This is a genomic window from Alcaligenes ammonioxydans, from assembly GCF_019343455.1.
GTDB lineage: Bacteria > Pseudomonadota > Gammaproteobacteria > Burkholderiales > Burkholderiaceae_B > Alcaligenes > Alcaligenes ammonioxydans.
Map to the genome: position 1 here is coordinate 2,954,197 of NZ_CP049362.1, position 17,041 is coordinate 2,971,237.

The 17,041-nt window shown below is 58.3% G+C and carries 15 protein-coding genes; 8 read left to right on the forward strand and 7 right to left on the reverse strand.

Annotation, left to right across the window (positions count from 1 at the left end):
* Positions 1-26: 26 nt before the first annotated feature.
* The 3 genes from amaB to hglS all read right to left on the reverse strand — a co-directional run bounded on the left by amaB (position 27) and on the right by hglS (position 4,402).
* A complete protein-coding gene (amaB, locus tag FE795_RS13590; RefSeq protein ID WP_131070852.1) occupies positions 27-1,556 on the reverse strand; it encodes an L-piperidine-6-carboxylate dehydrogenase in 1,530 nt (509 codons plus the stop codon).
* Between the two features lie 156 nt (positions 1,557-1,712).
* A complete protein-coding gene (locus FE795_RS13595) occupies positions 1,713-3,017 on the reverse strand; it encodes an NAD(P)/FAD-dependent oxidoreductase (protein WP_131070853.1) in 1,305 nt (434 codons plus the stop codon).
* Entirely contained in the window at positions 3,014-4,402 is a 1,389-nt protein-coding gene (gene hglS, locus FE795_RS13600; protein ID WP_131070854.1) for a 2-oxoadipate dioxygenase/decarboxylase HglS, read from the reverse strand. Before hglS ends, FE795_RS13595 begins: the two co-directional genes overlap by 4 nt.
* A gap of 244 nt (positions 4,403-4,646) precedes the next feature.
* Here hglS and FE795_RS13605 point away from each other — a divergent pair, with 244 nt between their 5' ends.
* Positions 4,647-5,552, forward strand: a complete 906-nt coding sequence (locus FE795_RS13605) for a LysR substrate-binding domain-containing protein (protein WP_003802334.1) — start codon at positions 4,647-4,649, stop codon at positions 5,550-5,552.
* Positions 5,553-5,581: 29 nt separating this feature from the next.
* On the opposite strand, the gene FE795_RS13610 is transcribed toward FE795_RS13605, so the two are convergent.
* The 4 genes from FE795_RS13610 to FE795_RS13625 all read right to left on the reverse strand — a co-directional run bounded on the left by FE795_RS13610 (position 5,582) and on the right by FE795_RS13625 (position 9,454).
* A complete protein-coding gene (locus tag FE795_RS13610) occupies positions 5,582-6,769 on the reverse strand; it encodes an acetate/propionate family kinase (RefSeq protein WP_131070855.1) in 1,188 nt (395 codons plus the stop codon).
* On the reverse strand, positions 6,766-7,761 hold the full coding sequence (locus FE795_RS13615) for a phosphate acetyltransferase (protein WP_131070856.1): 996 nt from the start codon (positions 7,759-7,761) through the stop codon (positions 6,766-6,768). Before FE795_RS13615 ends, FE795_RS13610 begins: the two co-directional genes overlap by 4 nt.
* Before the next feature lie 246 nt (positions 7,762-8,007).
* Entirely contained in the window at positions 8,008-8,475 is a 468-nt protein-coding gene (locus tag FE795_RS13620) for a nuclear transport factor 2 family protein (protein WP_003802342.1), read from the reverse strand.
* Between the two features lie 61 nt (positions 8,476-8,536).
* The gene (locus tag FE795_RS13625; RefSeq protein WP_219235063.1) at positions 8,537-9,454 is read right to left on the reverse strand and encodes a LysR family transcriptional regulator; all 918 of its coding nucleotides are present in this window, start codon (positions 9,452-9,454) and stop codon (positions 8,537-8,539) included.
* 97 nt (positions 9,455-9,551) lie between these two features.
* Between FE795_RS13625 and FE795_RS13630 the strand changes: the two genes are divergently transcribed.
* The 7 genes from FE795_RS13630 (at position 9,552) to pyrF (ending at position 16,920) form a co-directional block, all read left to right on the forward strand.
* Entirely contained in the window at positions 9,552-10,253 is a 702-nt protein-coding gene (locus FE795_RS13630; protein WP_219235065.1) for a pirin family protein, read from the forward strand.
* A gap of 312 nt (positions 10,254-10,565) precedes the next feature.
* A complete protein-coding gene (locus FE795_RS13635) occupies positions 10,566-11,711 on the forward strand; it encodes a GGDEF domain-containing protein (RefSeq protein WP_219235067.1) in 1,146 nt (381 codons plus the stop codon).
* A 120-nt stretch (positions 11,712-11,831) separates the two neighbouring features.
* Positions 11,832-13,259, forward strand: coding sequence for an indoleacetamide hydrolase (iaaH, locus tag FE795_RS13640; protein ID WP_219235068.1), 1,428 nt, complete (start codon positions 11,832-11,834; stop codon positions 13,257-13,259).
* Between the two features lie 321 nt (positions 13,260-13,580).
* Positions 13,581-13,868, forward strand: coding sequence for a co-chaperone GroES (locus FE795_RS13645; RefSeq protein ID WP_003802352.1), 288 nt, complete (start codon positions 13,581-13,583; stop codon positions 13,866-13,868).
* Positions 13,869-13,902: 34 nt separating this feature from the next.
* Positions 13,903-15,549, forward strand: coding sequence for a chaperonin GroEL (gene groL, locus FE795_RS13650; protein ID WP_003802354.1), 1,647 nt, complete (start codon positions 13,903-13,905; stop codon positions 15,547-15,549).
* Between the two features lie 154 nt (positions 15,550-15,703).
* Positions 15,704-16,087, forward strand: coding sequence for a diacylglycerol kinase (locus tag FE795_RS13655; RefSeq protein WP_003802355.1), 384 nt, complete (start codon positions 15,704-15,706; stop codon positions 16,085-16,087).
* Between the two features lie 5 nt (positions 16,088-16,092).
* Entirely contained in the window at positions 16,093-16,920 is an 828-nt protein-coding gene (gene pyrF, locus FE795_RS13660) for an orotidine-5'-phosphate decarboxylase (protein ID WP_003802357.1), read from the forward strand.
* Positions 16,921-17,041 lie beyond the last annotated feature (121 nt).

The window sequence follows — 17,041 nt, forward strand, 5'->3', positions numbered from 1 at the left end:
CCGTCTTTCTGAGCACTCGAACAGGGTCAGAGGTCGAACTTCACGCCTTGCGCCAACGGCAGTTCCCGTGAATAGTTGATGGTGTTGGTCGCCCGGCGCATGTAAGCGCGCCAGGCATCGGAGCCGGACTCACGGCCCCCGCCGGTTTCCTTGTCACCGCCAAAAGCACCACCAATCTCGGCTCCCGAAGTCCCGATATTGACGTTGGCAATACCACAGTCAGAACCACTGGCCGAGAGAAACGCCTCGGTTTCACGCAAGTCATTACTGAAAATCGCGGACGACAAACCTTGTGGCACATCGTTTTGCAGGGCCAGCGCCTCGGACAGCTCCTCATAGCGCAGCACATACAAAATGGGCGCAAAGGTTTCCTGCCGGACCGTGTCGGTCTGCCTATCCATTTCCACGATGGCAGGCCTGACGTAATACGCTGAGGGAAACTCGTCCTGCAACACTCGCTCCCCACCCGTAACCCGCCCGCCCTGTGCGCGGGCTGCCTCCAAGGCCGCCTGCATCGCCTCAAAAGCGGCCTGATCGACCAGCGGTCCCAGCAGCGTTCCCTCCTGCAAGGGATTACCGATCCGGAGCCGGCCATAGACCTGTTTGAGGCGTTCGACCAGTTGATCACTGATACTGCGATGCACAATCAAACGTCGTGTACTGGTACAGCGTTGCCCTGCCGTACCCACAGCCGCAAAAACAATGCCTCGCACCGCCAGATCCAGATCCGCATTAGGCGTGACGATAACCGCGTTATTGCCACCCAGCTCCAGCAGAACGCGACCGAAACGACGCGCCACACGAGGGCCCACCTCCCGTCCCATGCGTGTGCTACCGGTGGCCGACACCAGCGCCACCCGAGCATCATCCACCAGGATCTCACCCGGCTCGCGCCCACCGATCAGTACCTGGCTCAGGTGCGCGGGCCCGTCTTGAAAACGCGCCATGGCTCGCTCAAAGACTGCCTGACAAGCCAAAGCGGACAACGGTGTTTTCTCCGAGGGTTTCCAAACGACGGCATCCCCACACACCAGTGCCAAAGCGGTATTCCAGGCCCACACCGCCATCGGAAAATTGAAGGCCGTAATCACACCGACCACGCCCAGGGGATGCCAGGTTTCCATCATGCGGTGACCGGGCCGTTCAGAAGCAATGGTCAAACCATAGAGCTGTCGGGACAGTCCCACGGCAAAATCGCAGATATCAATCATTTCCTGGACTTCACCCAGACCCTCACTCGTGATTTTTCCGGCCTCCAGAGAAATCAACTGTCCCAAGGCGTGTTTTTCGGCCCGCAGCTCCTGACCCAGCAGGCGGACCAGCTCCCCTCGTACTGGAGCCGGGACAGTACGCCAGGTCTGCCAGGCCTGATGGGCACGGGCAATGGCCTCTTTGACCTCCTCGCTGCCGTGAGGTCGCAGTTGGGCCAATTGGCTGCCATCAATAGGCGAGCGCACCGACATGCCCTGCTGGAAATCGAGAGCGGTCGTCACGCCCAGTCGGGCCAAAATGGAATGCGCGAGTTCGCTGGTATGCGCCGTGGCTGTGTAAGTCATGCTTGTACCCCCTAAAAAAGTGCGGAAGATCGGCCTGCAAAAGCCCTCCCCTTCCTGAACATAAAGCGTCAGCCTTCGGGACAGGCAGGTCTGCCGCTATCGCCAGCAGGCCACTGCGTAACCCAAGGTTTGTCATCGGCTGAACGATCGACAATCTCAAGATCGGCGCTGTCCCGACAGGCTGCGGGCACCGACAAAATGCGCCAACTGCGCCCCGTATTCATAGCCCGCCTCCTTCAAGGGTTTGCATGAAACCGGTTTGAGCGCAGACACAGGCAGGGGCAAGTCCTGCACCTTGCTCCGCCCCACGATCAAATTCGCCAGCTCGCGCCCAAAGACCGTGCCGGGGGCAATGCCTCGCCCGTTATAGCCGCTAAAGGACCAGACCTGCCGCCCCAACTGGTGCAGACGCGGCACGGCATCCGACGTCATGCCTATCCACCCATACCACTCATAATCAAACTGCACCTGCTTCAGGGCCGGAAACAGCTGCCGCAAGGCACGTTGTGCCCAGGCCTTGTGCACTGAGCGCCCACGGTCGCGCAATGCCCCCACACTGCCAAAAACCAGGCGTCCGGCCTGATCGAAACGGTAGGAAGAAAGAACCGAACGCGTATCCCAGACCCCCTGCTTTCCCGGCAGAATCTGGGCGCGCAGCGCGGCATCCAGGGGTTGCGTGGCCACATTGAAATACGGCAGACGCACCAATTCTGCAGGCAAGGCGGGCCAGACATCACTGGTGTAAGCATTGGTCGCCACAATCACCCACGGCGCCAGCACCTGGCCATCCTCGGTCTGCAGCACCCAGTGCGTGCGGCCGTCCTCAACCCGTCTGACCGCAGTTTGCTCATAGATGCGGGCCCCTGCTCGCATCGCGGCCCGCGCCAGACCCCGAACATAGGCCAAAGGTTGAATCGTGCCAGCACGCCGATCCAGCAAGGCCCCCGCATAGGCGGTGGTTCCCGTTGCCTCAGCCACCTGTATTTGATCGAGCAACTCGACTGGCGCCCCAAGCTGCTGCCATTGGCGCCAACGCTCACGGATATTGCGTAGACCACCCGCCCCTACCGCACAATGCAAGGTACCGGCCTGCACGGCCTGACAATCCATCCGGTGCTGGGCCACCAGCTCATACACCGCCGCCGGTGCCCCACTTAACAAATGCAGCAGGCGATCTCCGTAAGGCGAGCCCACTGTCTTGAGCAGCGTTTCCGGTTCAAGCCACAGGCCCGCATTGACCAGACCCACGTTTCGTCCCGATCCCCCAAAACCGATCTGCGCCCCTTCCAGCACGACGACCCGAACCCCGGCCTGCGCCAGATGCAAAGCAGCAGACAAACCGGTAAAGCCCGCACCCATAATGGCGACATCGGCCTTAACGGAGCCTTGTAAGCGCTCACACGCCGGCGCGGGCGGCGCGGAAGCCTGCCACAGGCCGTGACTGCGCTCGTGCGCATTCATGCTTTTGACTCCGCAAGAAAACGTTGCTGCAACGCCTGCTCGGAGCGCGTCTGAGCAGCCTGGTACAGATCAATCTCATCAAGCACAGGACTGCCCAGGTTGCGTTCAAATTCCGCGCGAGCCGCCTGCGAGACATAGTTTTTTTGCTCCGCATCACCCAGGTTGGACTGAAAAATCCCCGCTGCGCTGACCGGCAGAAAATCTTCGTACGTAATCGGGCTTAGTGCGACCACCCCGCGCTTGACCAGATCAGGCAGGTCCCAGGGCCGGCCAGCGGCCACTTCTTGCTGCCAGACAACCGGGTCCCGTGGCTCAAACCGGAAAAAAGCCAGTCCACGTTCATACAGCTCATGCTCGTCATCCGGGAACTGAGCAAAGACATGCTGGAGACGCTCGGTGTACGTCTGCGTAGACCTTGCTTGCGACCCGAGTTCTCTGGCCTGCATCAGCAAAGAGTCGTAAAGTGCGCGGCCTGCCCGCGTCAAGGCCACACCACGTTGCTCGATCTCGCCAAAGCGCGCGGTATGGGAACCGGCCCGCGTCTGGCCGACAAACTCAATCTCCTCTTCCAAGGCCTTGAAGCTGGTCTGACGCAGCAGGATGGGGTTGCGCCGTCGCGGCGGGCCTTCGATCAACTCTTTGGCGGGAATGCCCCGTTGAGGCATCGCCTCTTGTACGGCGTCAATGTCCAGAGTTCTGGGCGTAAGGTGATTGATGTGCGGCCCCTTGAAGCACACAATATCGGCCAGCAGACGGTGCGCTGCATGGAACTTGCGATAGGTGTCCTGATCAACAGTGGCTTGGCGATGCCAGCGAAAAACCTCCGTGGCCGCCGTTACAAACTCCTTGGCCTGCGGCTCGGTCAGTCCCCCTGCCGCCTGGGCTTGCGCGGCCAGCTCCAACAGCCCGGGTGGAAAAATCGATCGCTGCGACAAGATGGCGGCCGCCTGTTGGCGCAGGCTCACATCTTCGATCAGTTCCAGCCTGAGCAAAGAGGTAAATACCCGAAAAGGGTTGATCTGCAGTGCGTGCTCATCCACAGGGCGAAACGCGGTGGAATGAACCGGCACCCCCGCCACGGACAGATCGTAATAAGCCACGGGATACATGCCCATGACCGCAAAAATCTGGGCAATCCCTTTGAGCTCCGCTGCTGTTCCGACCCGAATCGCACCATGACGCTCCACCTCCAGGCGGGTCAGCTCCGAGTGCTGCCGCAAGTCGCGCTCCAGCGTCGGCTCCCGCTCGAGCACGGCGGCGTTGATCTCACGCACCAAGCTCAACAAGGCACCGTACTGCGGCACCTCTTGCTGATACATGGCCGACATGGCACGCGAGAACCGGGAACGGATTTCGTCCTTGGATATAAAAACAGAGGTGTCCATAAAACCACCAGCAAGTTGCCTGACCTGACGACACAGCAAGGTCAGTCCATGAGTGAATCACTCCCGCTTACCGGCATGCGCTATTTCACATCGCAGTCCGCGGCAGCCCATAATCCTATAAGCCTGAAATAGTCGGCTATCTTGCACATCATTCTGTGAGCGGGGACAAGAGGGGTCAAACGATAATTCCAACTCAAGTCATTCCTGAATAGAATGACTCAACGTTTTCCCTTAGCTAGCCGGTATGTCCATTCCCAAGCGCTTTCTTCCCCCCATGCACGTCCTGGTGGCCTTTGAGGCTGCTGCACGCCTGGGCAGTTTCACAGCCGCGGCAGGCGAGCTGAGTCTGACCCAAAGCGCGGTCAGCCGGCAGATCCGGCTACTGGAGGAAATACTGGGCGCGGACCTTTTCATCAGAGAACGCCAAACCGTTCGTCTGACCCAGGCTGGCAGTACCTACGCCCAGGAACTAAGCGATGCACTGCGGCGTATTGCCAATGCCACCTTGGGATTCAAAGCCAATCCCCACGGCGGAACACTGAATCTGGCGATCTTGCCAACGTTCGGCACACGCTGGCTTGCCCCCCGATTGCCAGCGTTTCTTGCCACGCACCCGGGCATCACCATCAATCTGCTCACGCGCCTGCAGCCCTTTGACTTTCAAATGGAACATGTGGATGCCGCCATCCATTACGGCCTGCCCGACTGGCCGGGAGCCCATCTGGATTTTCTGATGTCAGAAACGGTGGTGCCGGCCTGTAGCGTCGGCATGCGCGAGCACTATCGGTTTGAGACGGCCGCGGATTTGCTCAAGGCCCCCTTGCTGCATCTGGTTTCGCGGCCAGATGCGTGGGAGCGCTGGTTCGGCGCCAACGGCGTGGAAAACGTGCGTATTCACGGCATGTTGCTTGACCAGTTTGCACTGATTACGCAAGCCGCCATTTCCGGCCTTGGGATTGCGCTGCTGCCCACCTTCCTGTTCAAGCAGGAGCTGGAGCGGGGTGATCTGGTTCTGGCGCTGGACTCGCCCTGCACGAATACGGAAGCCTATTACCTGGCATGTCCAGCGGGACGCGGTGACTATCCCCCCCTGCTCGCGTTTCGGCAGTGGCTGCAGGAAGAAATCGGTCGTGAACGCGCCCCGGCCTGACGCCGGGGCCTCAGGCGGCCCCTGCGATGTTAGGGGCTTGCCCGCACCAGAGCGAGAGACTGCTCGGCAATAACCCGTTCCTCATTGGTAGGAATGACCAGAACCCTGACCGGGCTGTCGTCTGTGGAAATGACGGTTTGCCCCTTCTGGTTACGTATCGGATCAATTTCCACTCCCAGCCATTCCAGGTGCTGCGCAATGCCTGCACGTATGGACGGGCTGTGCTCGCCAATACCTGCTGTAAACACCAAGGTATCGAGCCCCTTCAGGGCCACGCATAAGCCAGCCAGGTTCTCGGCCGTGTGGTAACAAAAGTATTGCACGGCCAGTTTGGCTCGCGGATCATCGGACGCCTCCAGTGCCCGCATATCAGCCTGTTCGCCCGACAGGCCTTTCAGACCGGATTGGGTGTAGAGCACGGACTGAATCTCGTCGTGATCCATGCCCTGCTCCAGCATCCACAAGACCACGCCGGCGTCCAGACGTCCAGGCCGTGTGCCCATCGGCAAACCATCGAGTGCGGTAAACCCCATGGTGGTATGCACGCTGCGCCCTTCTTTCAGGGCACAGGCCGAAGCGCCCGAGCCCAGATGAGCCACGACCACCCGCCCATCGGCCAGCTCGGGAAACTCCTGTCGCAGGTGCTGTGAAATATAGTGGTAGGACAGGCCGTGAAACCCGTAGCGGCGCACACCCTGCTCAAAGAAACGTTCCGGCAAGGCGAAATGCTGCAAATAAGGTACATGCCCCTGATGGAACGCCGTGTCCAGACAGGCCACCTGAAAAATTTCCGGATAGTGCTCGAAAATCACTCGCACTGGAGCCAGATTGTTCTGCTGATGCAAGGGAGCCAAGGGTGAAAGACTGTCCAGATAGGCCAGAACCTGCGGCGTCAGGGGCACGCTTTTGTCGTAACGCGCACCGCCATGCACGATACGGTGACCCACCGCAATGGGCCGACCCTCCACATGCTCCAGTAACCAGCGTGCCACCAGCGCTTGGGCTGTGTGCAAATCTCTGGCCTGCTCAGCGGCCAGATCCTGCTTGATCAGGGACTGCCCTTGCGCATTCTTGACCTTGAAAGCGGGCTGGGTACTGCCAATGCCCGAGACCTGGCCGCCAAACTCAAAGTCAAGCTGGTCGCCCGGCTGAACCTGGTACATATGAAACTTCAGGCTGGAGCTGCCCGCATTAACAACCAGAATCTGCTCGCTCATGAATGCTTGGCCTCCAAGGCAACTTTACGCTCCAGATAGCCGGCATAAATACTGGCCACCGCGCACGAGGCCAAACGGGTCTGTGCACTGTCGGCGCGACTGGTCAGAATAATGGGCACACGCGCGCCCATCACAATACCGGCTGCCTGCGCACCGGATAGAAAAGTCAAATTCTTGGCCAGCATATTGCCCGCTTCCAGATCGGGGGCCACCAGAATCTGCGCCTTGCCCGCCACTGGCGACACAATACATTTGATGCGTGCCGCCTCGGGGCTGATGGCATTGTCCAGCGCCAAGGGGCCGTCCAACACCGCCCCGGTAATCTGGCCGCGGTCGGCCATCTTGCACAAGGCGGCGGCTTCCAGCGTGGTCGGGATTTTTTCCGTCACCTGCTCGACGGCAGACAGGATGGCCACCAGCGGTGTACCCAGCCCCAGTCCATGGTGCAGATCAATGGCGTTTTGCACAATGTCCGCCTTGGTGCTCAAGTCCGGAAAAATATTGATGGCGCCATCGGTCACGAACAAAGGCTCGGGGTAACGGGGCACGTCCATAATAAAAACATGGCTCAGACGGCGTCCCGTGCGCAAACCCTTGCCCCCGGTACACAGCACGGCCTGAATCAGCTCATCGGTATGCAGGCTGCCCTTCATCAGCAGTTGCGCCCGTCCGGCCAGCACCTCTTGCACCGCCCGCTCGGCCGAGGCATGGCTGTGAGGCGTATCAATCAAGGTGATTCCTTCCAGACTCAAACCATGTTGCGCCGCCACGGCATGCAAACGAGCCTGCGGTCCCACCAATACGATATCGAACAGACCTTGTGCCCGAGCCTGCAAGGCTGCCCCCAAAGACACGTCGTCGCAGGGATGAGCCACCACACAAATCCGCTTGGGCTCTTTGCGAGCTTGCTCGATCAATCGGGAATAGTGACTGGACGGCGCGGTGCAATCCGCCGCCTCTGCGGTCGCACTCAAGCCAGCAGGGTGATTCATGATAGAGGACTCCTTGAAGTTAAAGGAAGGCTAACTCAACACTAAACCATTTATTCGCCCGTCTGTCTTTGACGGCGAACAGGGAAACTTCAATATTTTTACCTCTATTCATTTCAGGCCAGTACGGCTGAGACATCGAGATTACAGATTTAAAAAATCCGGTTTGGCGTTGACCAGACCGGATTTGTATTGCGTGGGGAGGTATCCACGGACCTTGTCCCGTTTCCAAGAACTCAGGACTTGAAATTACAGACCTAATTCACTCAAACCGGGATGATCGTCGGGGCGACGCCCCAAAGGCCAATGGAACTTGCGCTCGGACTGGGCAATAGCCACATCGTTAATACTGGCATGCCGTACCGCCATGTAGCCATGCTCATCAAATTCCCAATTTTCATTTCCATAACTGCGCCACCATTGCCCGTATTCATCCTGCCATTCATACGCAAAGCGCACCGCGATTCTGTTTTCATGCCAGGCCCATATTTCTTTGATCAAACGATATTCACGCTCTTTTTGCCATTTACGTTCTAAAAAAGATTGGACCTGATCGCGTCCCTGCGGAAATTCGCTGCGATTGCGCCAGCGCGTATCCACGGTATAAGCCTGCGAAACCTTGACCGGGTCACGGCTATTCCAGGCATCCTCTGCTGCGCGTACTTTCTGACGGGCGCTGTCCAGATCGAAGGGAGGCAAGGGAGGACGTTTATCCATGGTGATCTCCTAGAAAACAAGGGTGTAGCGGACAGTCTAACGGCAAAACGTAAGCGGTCTTTTACGGACTATCCTCTGCCCCGGGCGCACGCTCAAAACTGGCCACCAGAAAATCGATAAAGGCCTGCACCCGAGCCGGGCGCGAGCGGCCAGGCGGAGTGAGCAAATGCAAAGTCAGGCTGGGCAGATCCCATTGCGGCAAGACCACCTCCAGCAAACCTTGCTCGACCAGGTCACCGAGCAGAAACTGCGGCAGCACGGCCAAGCCCAGCCCCTGCAGCAACGGCGCCATCAAGGCCTGGGCATTATTGACCTGCAAGCGGCAAGGCACCGTTTGCGAGTAGTGCTCGGCCCCTTGCTGAAAGCGCCAGACGCTGCCTCGTCGCTCGTAGGCATAGCGCAGACTGCTGTGCCGGGCCAAATCGCTGGGGTGCGCCGGCCTGCCATAGTTGGCCAGATAGGCAGGGGCCGCGACCAAACGCAAACGCAGATTGCACAATCGACGCACTAAAAGACTGGAATCGTCCATCGTGGAGATGCGCAAGGCCATGTCAAAGCCCTGCTCGACAATATTGACCTGGGCATCATTAAAGTGCAGATCCAGCAACACCGCGGGGTGCTGCTTCATAAAGGCTGGCAGCAAAGGCGCCAGATGCTCGAGCCCAAAAGACATGGGCGCCGCAATCTTTATCCGCCCTTGCAGGCTTTCCCGCTGATCGCGCGCCAGCGCTTCAGCACCTTGCCCAGCGGCCAACACGGTTTGCGCCTGCTCCAGGCTGGCCAGACCGGTCTCTGTCAGAGATAGACGCCGAGACGTGCGGTGAAACAAAGAAATATTCAGCTGCTTTTCCAGCCGGGCGATGGCCTTGGAGACAGTGGGCTGCGACAGGCCCAACACCTCGGCTGCCTGGGCAAATGAGCCGGTTTCAGCGACAGTGGCAAAAATCGCCCAGGCCTGAAGATCGGGGAGCGTTTTCATGTAATTTTTGGAATAAATACTATGCTATTGATTCTATTTTATTACGCCCACAAGCGGCCTAGAATGTTTTTCAATACGCAAAATCAAGGAGCGCATCATGATTGAACGTCGGCCTTTTAATGAACTGGGCGGCGCCAACCACGGCTGGCTGGACGCCAAGCACCATTTTTCCTTTGCCAATTATTACGATCCCGCCCGGATGGGCTGGGGGACGCTGCGTGTCTGGAACGATGACACCATCGCCTCCAATACCGGTTTTCCCCCTCACGATCATGCTGACATGGAAATCATCACGTATGTGCGTGAAGGGGCCATCAGCCACCAGGATAGCCTGGGCAACAAAGGGCGCACCGAAGCAGGCGATGTGCAGGTCATGAGTGCCGGCACCGGTATCCGGCATGCCGAGTACAACCTGGAAAGTGTCACAACCCAGATTTTCCAGATCTGGATTCAGCCAGCGCGTCGTGGCCTGCCTCCCGCATGGGGTGCCAAACCTTTTCCCAAAGCGGAGCGCTCGGGTCAGTTTGTGGCCTTGGCCAGCGGTTTTGACAGTGACACGGAAGCCTTGCCCATTCGTGCCCAAGCCCGGGTACTGGGAGCGACCCTGCAAAAAGGTCAGCGCACCAGCGTATCGCTGCCAGCCGGCCATCTGGCCTATCTGGTGCCTGCCAAAGGACGGGTTTTGGTCAATGGACTCGAATTAAATGCCCGTGACGGGGCCGCGATCCGCCAGGAAACGTCCCTGGATATTCAGGCGCTGGACGATGCAGAGCTGGTATTGGTTGAAACAGCACCATAAAAAAAGTGGTCGCAGCCTGCCAAGGGGGGGCCACGACGGCTCCCCCCTTCTTTATTGACACGAGGGACACCGTTAGCGGCAGGACTGGTTCTGCTTTGGGGTTTAAAGCGGGCTGATACTTCCCCGCAGTCTGTTCCTGCAAGCGCCTAATTACCTGCCCAGTCTCGAAAAAGATGCATAAAGCAGATCAAAACGTCCTCTTTTGCACGATTAAAGTGTTTGTTCTCAAGCATCAAACGTTTGTCACACGGCAATATCGTTACAATTGTTGTAACGCCGGTTTTTAACCTTTTTTATTGCACGTCACTTACCGTGTCCTCACCCAATCAGTATTTCGTTCTGATCGTCCCTGCCTGTGCGGCTTTGCTGGGCATCGCCATGATCTACTGCTGGAGCCGCCTGCGCGATCACCGTTATCTGCTTTGGATTGCCAGCGGTTATATCGCCACCGCCATTCCCATGGGCATTCACAGCCTGATGCCCACCGAGCTGCTGGCCCGCTGGACCCTGCCCTTATCTTCCATGTATCTGCTGGGGGTATGGGCAATGGCCCAAGGGGTGGCCTTACGCTTTGGAGGGCGCAGTCATGTCGGCGGGGCCTGCCTGATCATGGCCACGACCTTGGGCCTGCTCTTTTATTTTTCCCGCGTCGATGATCAACTGTGGCTGCGTTTGCTGATCCTGAATTCGGGCCTGGCCTTGCTGGTTGCCTTGCCGGCCAAAACCATCCTGTATGGACACGCACCCACTCTGCCCCTTCGTACCTTGCTGCGGGCCTCCTACCTGATCGTACTGATCTATGCCTTTATCCGCGTTGCCATTTTGGCGACCGTCATTCCCCATGATGGGCAATTGGAACTGACTCGCTCGGGCTTTTGGCTGCTCATGCTGGCAACCAATATGTTCATCAGCATCTGGCTGGCGCTAGCCATCCTGACCAGCACGGCCATGTCCATTGTTCAGACGCTGGACCATGAACGCAGCCGGGACCCGCTGACGCGTCTGCTCAACCGCCGTGCTTTTTTTGAACAGGTCAAAAAACGCCTGGAACTGTATGGTCACAACGGCTGGGCCGTGCTGACCTGCGATCTGGACCATTTCAAGTCACTCAATGACACCTGGGGACATGCCGCTGGTGACCGGGCCCTGAGGGAATTCGGAGCCTTGCTGGCTCGGACGGTCCGACAAGACGATCTGGCAGCCCGCTTCGGCGGCGAAGAGTTTGTCATGCTGATACGCAGCACCAGCCTGCATACGGCCGTCCTGGTGGCCGAGCGCCTGCGCAGCAGTGTGATGAATCTGCCCATTGCCGCTACCGCCCATACGCTGACAGCCAGCTTCGGAGTCGTGCAGCTCAACAGCAATGGCGACATCAACCAGGCGATTGAACAGGCAGACCGGCTTTTATACGAGGCCAAACATGCTGGCCGCAACAAGGTCATTTGGCGAGCAAGCTAAGCCCAGTCCTGTGCTTGCTGATACCCTTAACGTCTCTTTTTATTCAAGACAGCCCTTATAGAGGCTGATTGATTTCACGATCACAGGCAGGGGCCAGTACCGGCCCCCAGGAGAGACTCCATGGCATTGACCGAACTTAGCGCCAGCGAACTGCTGGCAGGGCTGGAAAAGCAGCAATTTAGCGCCCGCGAAATTGCAGAAGAGCTGCTGCAGCAATCCCAGAAAATGGCCCATCTGGGCGGTCTGGCGCACCTGGACCCGGCGCTGTTTTATCAGCAGGCCGATCAATCCGACGCACGCCGCGCCCGTGGCCAGGCTCTCGCCCTGGACGGCGTACCACTGGTGTTGAAAGACAACCTGAACACCACCGACATGCCCACCACCTCCAGCACGGGCGCGCTACAAGGCCGTTTTCCTCTCCAGGATGCGCAGATTGTCAGCCAATTGCGTCAGGCTGGTGCCGTCCTGCCGGCCAAAGCCGTGATGCATGAGCTGGCCTTTGGCATTACCACCAACAATGCCACCACAGGTCCGAGCCGCAACCCGTATGATCCCAACCGCATTCCCGGTGGTTCGTCTGGCGGTACGGCTACCGCCGTTGCTGCCCGTCAGTTTCCCGCTGGCCTGGGCACCGATACCGGCGCCTCGGTCCGTTTGCCTGCCTCCCTGTGTGGCTTGTACGGCTTTCGTCCCACGGTAGGCCGATACTCGGGCCAGGGCATTGTGCCCCTGTCTCCCACCCGCGATACGGCAGGCCCCATGACGCGCAGCCTGGCGGACATCAGTTTGCTGGACTCCGTTCTGTGCCAGAAAGCCCCCTCCCTCATTGCCACGCCGTCCTTGAAAGAACTGCGTCTGGGCGTGCCGCGTGATAGTTTCTGGAAAAATCTGGATGCGGGCGTGGCTAAGGTCACCCTGGCATTCCTGGATGATCTGCAAAAAGCCGGGGTGACCTTGGTAGAGGTCGACCTGTCGCCACTATTGGCCCGGAATGCCCGTGTAGGCATGCCGATTGTGCTGTACGAGACCTTGCAGACCTTGCCTTTATACCTGGCTGAAAACAAGTACGGCATTGGGCTTGACGAGCTGATTGCGGGCATCAACAGCCCCGACGTGAAGGAAATCTTTGATGCCATAACGGGCGACTACACCATCAGCCAAGAGGCTTATGAAGAAGCTCTGAACCTTGACCGCCCCCTGATGCAGCAAGCTTACACCGACCTTCTGCGCAGCTCCGACATCAGCGGCCTGATCTTCCCGACGACTCCTCTGACAGCCTGCCCGATCGGCGACGATGAAACCACCCTGCTCAACGGCAAGGCGGTGCCTACCTTCAATACCTATATTTCCCGCACGGATCTGGGCTCCAACCTGGGCGCACCGGGCATCTCTTTGCCTGTCGGCCTGTCGACAGGTTTGCCGGTAGGCATATTGGTCGAGGCCGATATTGGCGCGGACGATCACTTGCTGGCCCTGTGCCGGGCTATCGATCCGTTGTTGCCAGCGACACCCGCGCCAGATTTGAGCGCAGGCGCAAGCACGGTCTGAACCTGTGGGGAGCGACGCCTGTAGCCTGGCAGGACGTTGAAGCAAATTGAAAGAGGCCCCGCCCGATCTGCCCTGACATGAATAAACGCGTATGCTGAAGGGGGACGAACCGCAAAGCAGGATGCTGACGCTTGCCGTCGCCAGGCCTTTGTGTCCCCTGAAGCTCCACGCCCCAGGACAAATATGTAACAACACGACCCGGGTGCTCTTGAAATTAGAAAAGTCGTCCCTATAATTAGCACTCGAAGGGGCAGAGTGCTAAAACGCCTCGCCCCCAAAATCGGACCAACAACTAAAGTCATCTTAAACAGGAGTTTCTCCATGGCACTGCGTCCTTTGAACGATCGCGTGATCGTCAAGCGTCTGGACAACGAACGCACCACCGCTTCCGGTATCGTTATCCCCGAGAGCGCGACTGAAAAGCCCGATCAAGGCGAAATCCTGGCCGTTGGCCCCGGCAAGAAAACCGAGGACGGCAAGGTTCTGGCGCTGGACCTGAAGGTCGGCGACAAAGTTCTGTTTGGCAAGTACTCCGGCCAATCCGTCAAGATCGACGGCGAAGAGCTGCTGGTGATCCGCGAAGAAGAAATCTTCGCCGTGATCGAATAAGTACCGCCAACGAAAATTCAATAGGATTCAAACCATGACTGCAAAACAAGTTTACTTCGGCGACGACGCACGCACCCGCATCGTACGCGGCGTCAATGTTCTGGCTAACGCTGTTAAGACCACCATGGGCCCCAAAGGCCGCAACGTTGTTCTGGACCGCTCCTTTGGCGCTCCTACCGTGACGAAAGACGGGGTGTCCGTTGCCAAGGAAATCGAACTGAAAGACAAGTTCGAGAACATCGGTGCTCAACTGGTTAAAGAAGTTGCTTCCAAAACCTCCGACAACGCCGGTGACGGTACCACGACCGCTACGGTTCTGGCCCAGGCCATCGTTGAAGAAGGCCTGAAGTTTGTTGCCGCCGGCATCAACCCAATGGACCTGAAGCGCGGTATCGACAAGGCTGTCAGCGTGGTGGTTGACGAACTGCGTCAACTGTCCCGTCCTTGCACCACCAGCAAGGAAATCGCTCAGGTCGGCTCCATCTCCGCCAACAGCGACCACTCCATTGGTGAAATCATCGCCAATGCCATGGACAAAGTGGGCAAGGAAGGCGTGATTACCGTTGAAGACGGCAAATCCCTGGAAAACGAGCTGGACGTAGTCGAAGGCATGCAGTTTGACCGCGGCTACCTGTCCCCTTACTTCATCAACAACGCTGACAAGCAAGTTGCTGTTCTGGACGATCCGTTTGTTCTGATTTTCGACAAGAAAATCTCCAACATTCGTGACCTGCTGCCCGTACTGGAGCAAGTTGCCAAGACCAGCCGTCCTTTGCTGATCGTTGCTGAAGACGTGGAAGGCGAAGCTCTGGCAACTCTGGTTGTGAACAACATCCGCGGCATCCTGAAGACAACCGCTGTCAAGGCTCCTGGCTTTGGCGATCGTCGCAAGGCCATGCTGGAAGACATCGCTATCCTGACTGGCGGTACCGTGATCTCTGAAGAAACCGGTATGTCCCTGGAAAAAGCGACGCTGGACGACCTGGGTCAGGCCAAGCGCATTGAAGTGGCCAAAGAAAACACCACGATCATCGACGGCGCTGGCAACGGCACCGACATCGAAGCACGCGTGAAACAGATCCGCGTCCAGATCGAAGAGTCCACCTCCGACTACGACCGTGAAAAACTGCAAGAGCGCGTGGCCAAGCTGGCTGGCGGTGTTGCCGTGATTCGCGTGGGCGCTGCCACCGAAGTCGAAATGAAAGAGAAGAAAGCCCGCGTTGAAGACGCCCTGCACGCAACTCGCGCAGCCGTCGAAGAAGGTATCGTTCCTGGTGGTGGCGTTGCACTGATCCGTGCTCGCGCTGCTGTTGCCGAACTGAAGGGCGACAACACCGATCAGGACGCCGGCATCAAGCTGATCCTGCGTGCTATCGAAGCTCCTTTGCGCACCATTGTGACCAACGCCGGCGAAGAAGCCAGCGTGGTTGTGAACCAAGTGGCCAGCGGCACCGGCACCTACGGCTACAACGCCGCTACCGGCGAGTACGGTGACCTGGTCGAGCAAGGCGTCCTGGACCCCACCAAGGTAACTCGCACTGCCCTGCAAAACGCAGCGTCGATCGCCAGCCTGTTGCTGACTACCGAAGTGGCTGTTACTGAAATCGTGGAAGACAAGCCTGCTGCAGCCATGCCTGACATGGGCGGCATGGGCGGCATGGGTGGCATGGGCGGCTTCTAAGCCATCTATCCGTACCCCGGTCCGGGCAGAAATTGATCACTTCTGCCCTGATCGCTACGCTTTTAGTTCAAAAACCGGATGGATTTTTCCATCCGGTTTTTTTTCGTTCAAGCAAACCCCTATAATCAGGGCACTTCAATCTGCAGCTTCCTTCATGTCAGACTCTCCGTTCAAAAGCAAAGGTGGTTTGGGCCGCCTATTCAATGCCTTGCGCTACTCCGGCCAAGGTCTGGCTGCCGCCCTGCGCCATGAGGCTGCCTTTCGTCAGGAACTGGCGCTGGCCGTCATCCTGACACCGCTGGCATTCTGGCTGGGAGAAAGTCCCGTGCAGATTCTGGTCCTGCTGGCCACACTGGTCTTTGTGCTGGTGGTCGAACTGTTGAACTCGGCTCTGGAGGCATTGGCCGACTCCATTACCCTGGAGCATCACCCCTTGATCGGACGGGCCAAGGACCTGGCCAGCGCCGCCGTCCTGCTATCCCTTATTTTTGCTGGCGCCGTCTGGCTCAGCTTTTTATATAGCCGTTTACTTTCCTGATTCCCATGACATTCATAGAAAAACTGAACCGTGCCTGGACGGACAACCAATCCATGTTGATGGTGGGTCTGGACCCGGACCCTGCCCGTCTGCCTTTGGAGCTGGCCGGCAAACCCGGAGCGATTTACGAATTTTGCAAGGCGATTGTGGATGTTACCGCCGACTACACCTGTGGCATCAAACCGCAGATCGCCTACTTTGCCGCCCAGGGCGCCGAGGATCAGCTGCAAGACCTGTGCGACTACATCCGCAACCGCTACCCCCATCTGCCCATCGTGCTCGATGCCAAGCGCGGAGACGTAGGCTCAACGGCAGAGCAGTATGCTCGCGAAGCCTTTGAGCGCTATCGCGCAGACGCCGTCACAGTCAGTCCTTATATGGGTTTTGATTCCGTCGAGCCTTATCTGGAACACCAGGACAAGGGCGTAATCGTGCTGTGCCGTACCTCCAACCCCGGTGGTTCTGACCTGCAATTCATGGAAATGGCTGACGGCACTCCCTTGTATCTGCATGTAGCCAGCCTGGTCGCAGAGAAGTGGAACACGAATGGTCAATGTGCTCTGGTGGTTGGCGCCACCTTCCCTGAAGAAATTGGCAAAGTACGTGCCCGGATTGGTGATATGCCATTGCTGGTACCTGGCATCGGCGCGCAAGGAGGGGATGTAGTCGCCACCGTGGCCGCTGGCATGGACTCACAAGGCAACGGCATGATGATCAATTCCTCGCGTGCCGTCCTTTACGCCAGCCGCAGTGATGACTGGCGGGACGCCGCACAGGCCGCCGCCATTGCCACACGCAATGCCATTAACGATGCCCGCAATAAACAACGCTGAACCCTGTATCTCGCCACTTGTTAAAGCAACAGGCAGCCGGTGCCTCAGCCCAGGCACCGGACCGCAGCGACAATCGCGAAAATAAGGACAGAAATGATGGGGACTGTGGTGGCGACCGAGA

Excerpts from the sequence above, each read along its gene's own strand:
- FE795_RS13630 (WP_219235065.1), top strand. The coding sequence starts at position 9,552 with ATGATTGAACGTCGGCCTTTTAATGAACTGGGCGGCGCCAACCACGGC.
- hglS (WP_131070854.1), bottom strand. The coding sequence starts at position 4,402 with ATGGACACCTCTGTTTTTATATCCAAGGACGAAATCCGTTCCCGGTTC.
- amaB (WP_131070852.1), bottom strand. The coding sequence starts at position 1,556 with ATGACTTACACAGCCACGGCGCATACCAGCGAACTCGCGCATTCCATT.
- FE795_RS13610 (WP_131070855.1), bottom strand. The coding sequence starts at position 6,769 with ATGAGCGAGCAGATTCTGGTTGTTAATGCGGGCAGCTCCAGCCTGAAG.
- FE795_RS13625 (WP_219235063.1), bottom strand. The coding sequence starts at position 9,454 with ATGAAAACGCTCCCCGATCTTCAGGCCTGGGCGATTTTTGCCACTGTC.
- FE795_RS13655 (WP_003802355.1), top strand. The coding sequence starts at position 15,704 with ATGTCAGACTCTCCGTTCAAAAGCAAAGGTGGTTTGGGCCGCCTATTC.
- iaaH (WP_219235068.1), top strand. The coding sequence starts at position 11,832 with ATGGCATTGACCGAACTTAGCGCCAGCGAACTGCTGGCAGGGCTGGAA.
- FE795_RS13595 (WP_131070853.1), bottom strand. The coding sequence starts at position 3,017 with ATGAATGCGCACGAGCGCAGTCACGGCCTGTGGCAGGCTTCCGCGCCG.
- FE795_RS13605 (WP_003802334.1), top strand. The coding sequence starts at position 4,647 with ATGTCCATTCCCAAGCGCTTTCTTCCCCCCATGCACGTCCTGGTGGCC.
- FE795_RS13645 (WP_003802352.1), top strand. The coding sequence starts at position 13,581 with ATGGCACTGCGTCCTTTGAACGATCGCGTGATCGTCAAGCGTCTGGAC.
- groL (WP_003802354.1), top strand. The coding sequence starts at position 13,903 with ATGACTGCAAAACAAGTTTACTTCGGCGACGACGCACGCACCCGCATC.
- pyrF (WP_003802357.1), top strand. The coding sequence starts at position 16,093 with ATGACATTCATAGAAAAACTGAACCGTGCCTGGACGGACAACCAATCC.
- FE795_RS13615 (WP_131070856.1), bottom strand. The coding sequence starts at position 7,761 with ATGAATCACCCTGCTGGCTTGAGTGCGACCGCAGAGGCGGCGGATTGC.
- FE795_RS13620 (WP_003802342.1), bottom strand. The coding sequence starts at position 8,475 with ATGGATAAACGTCCTCCCTTGCCTCCCTTCGATCTGGACAGCGCCCGT.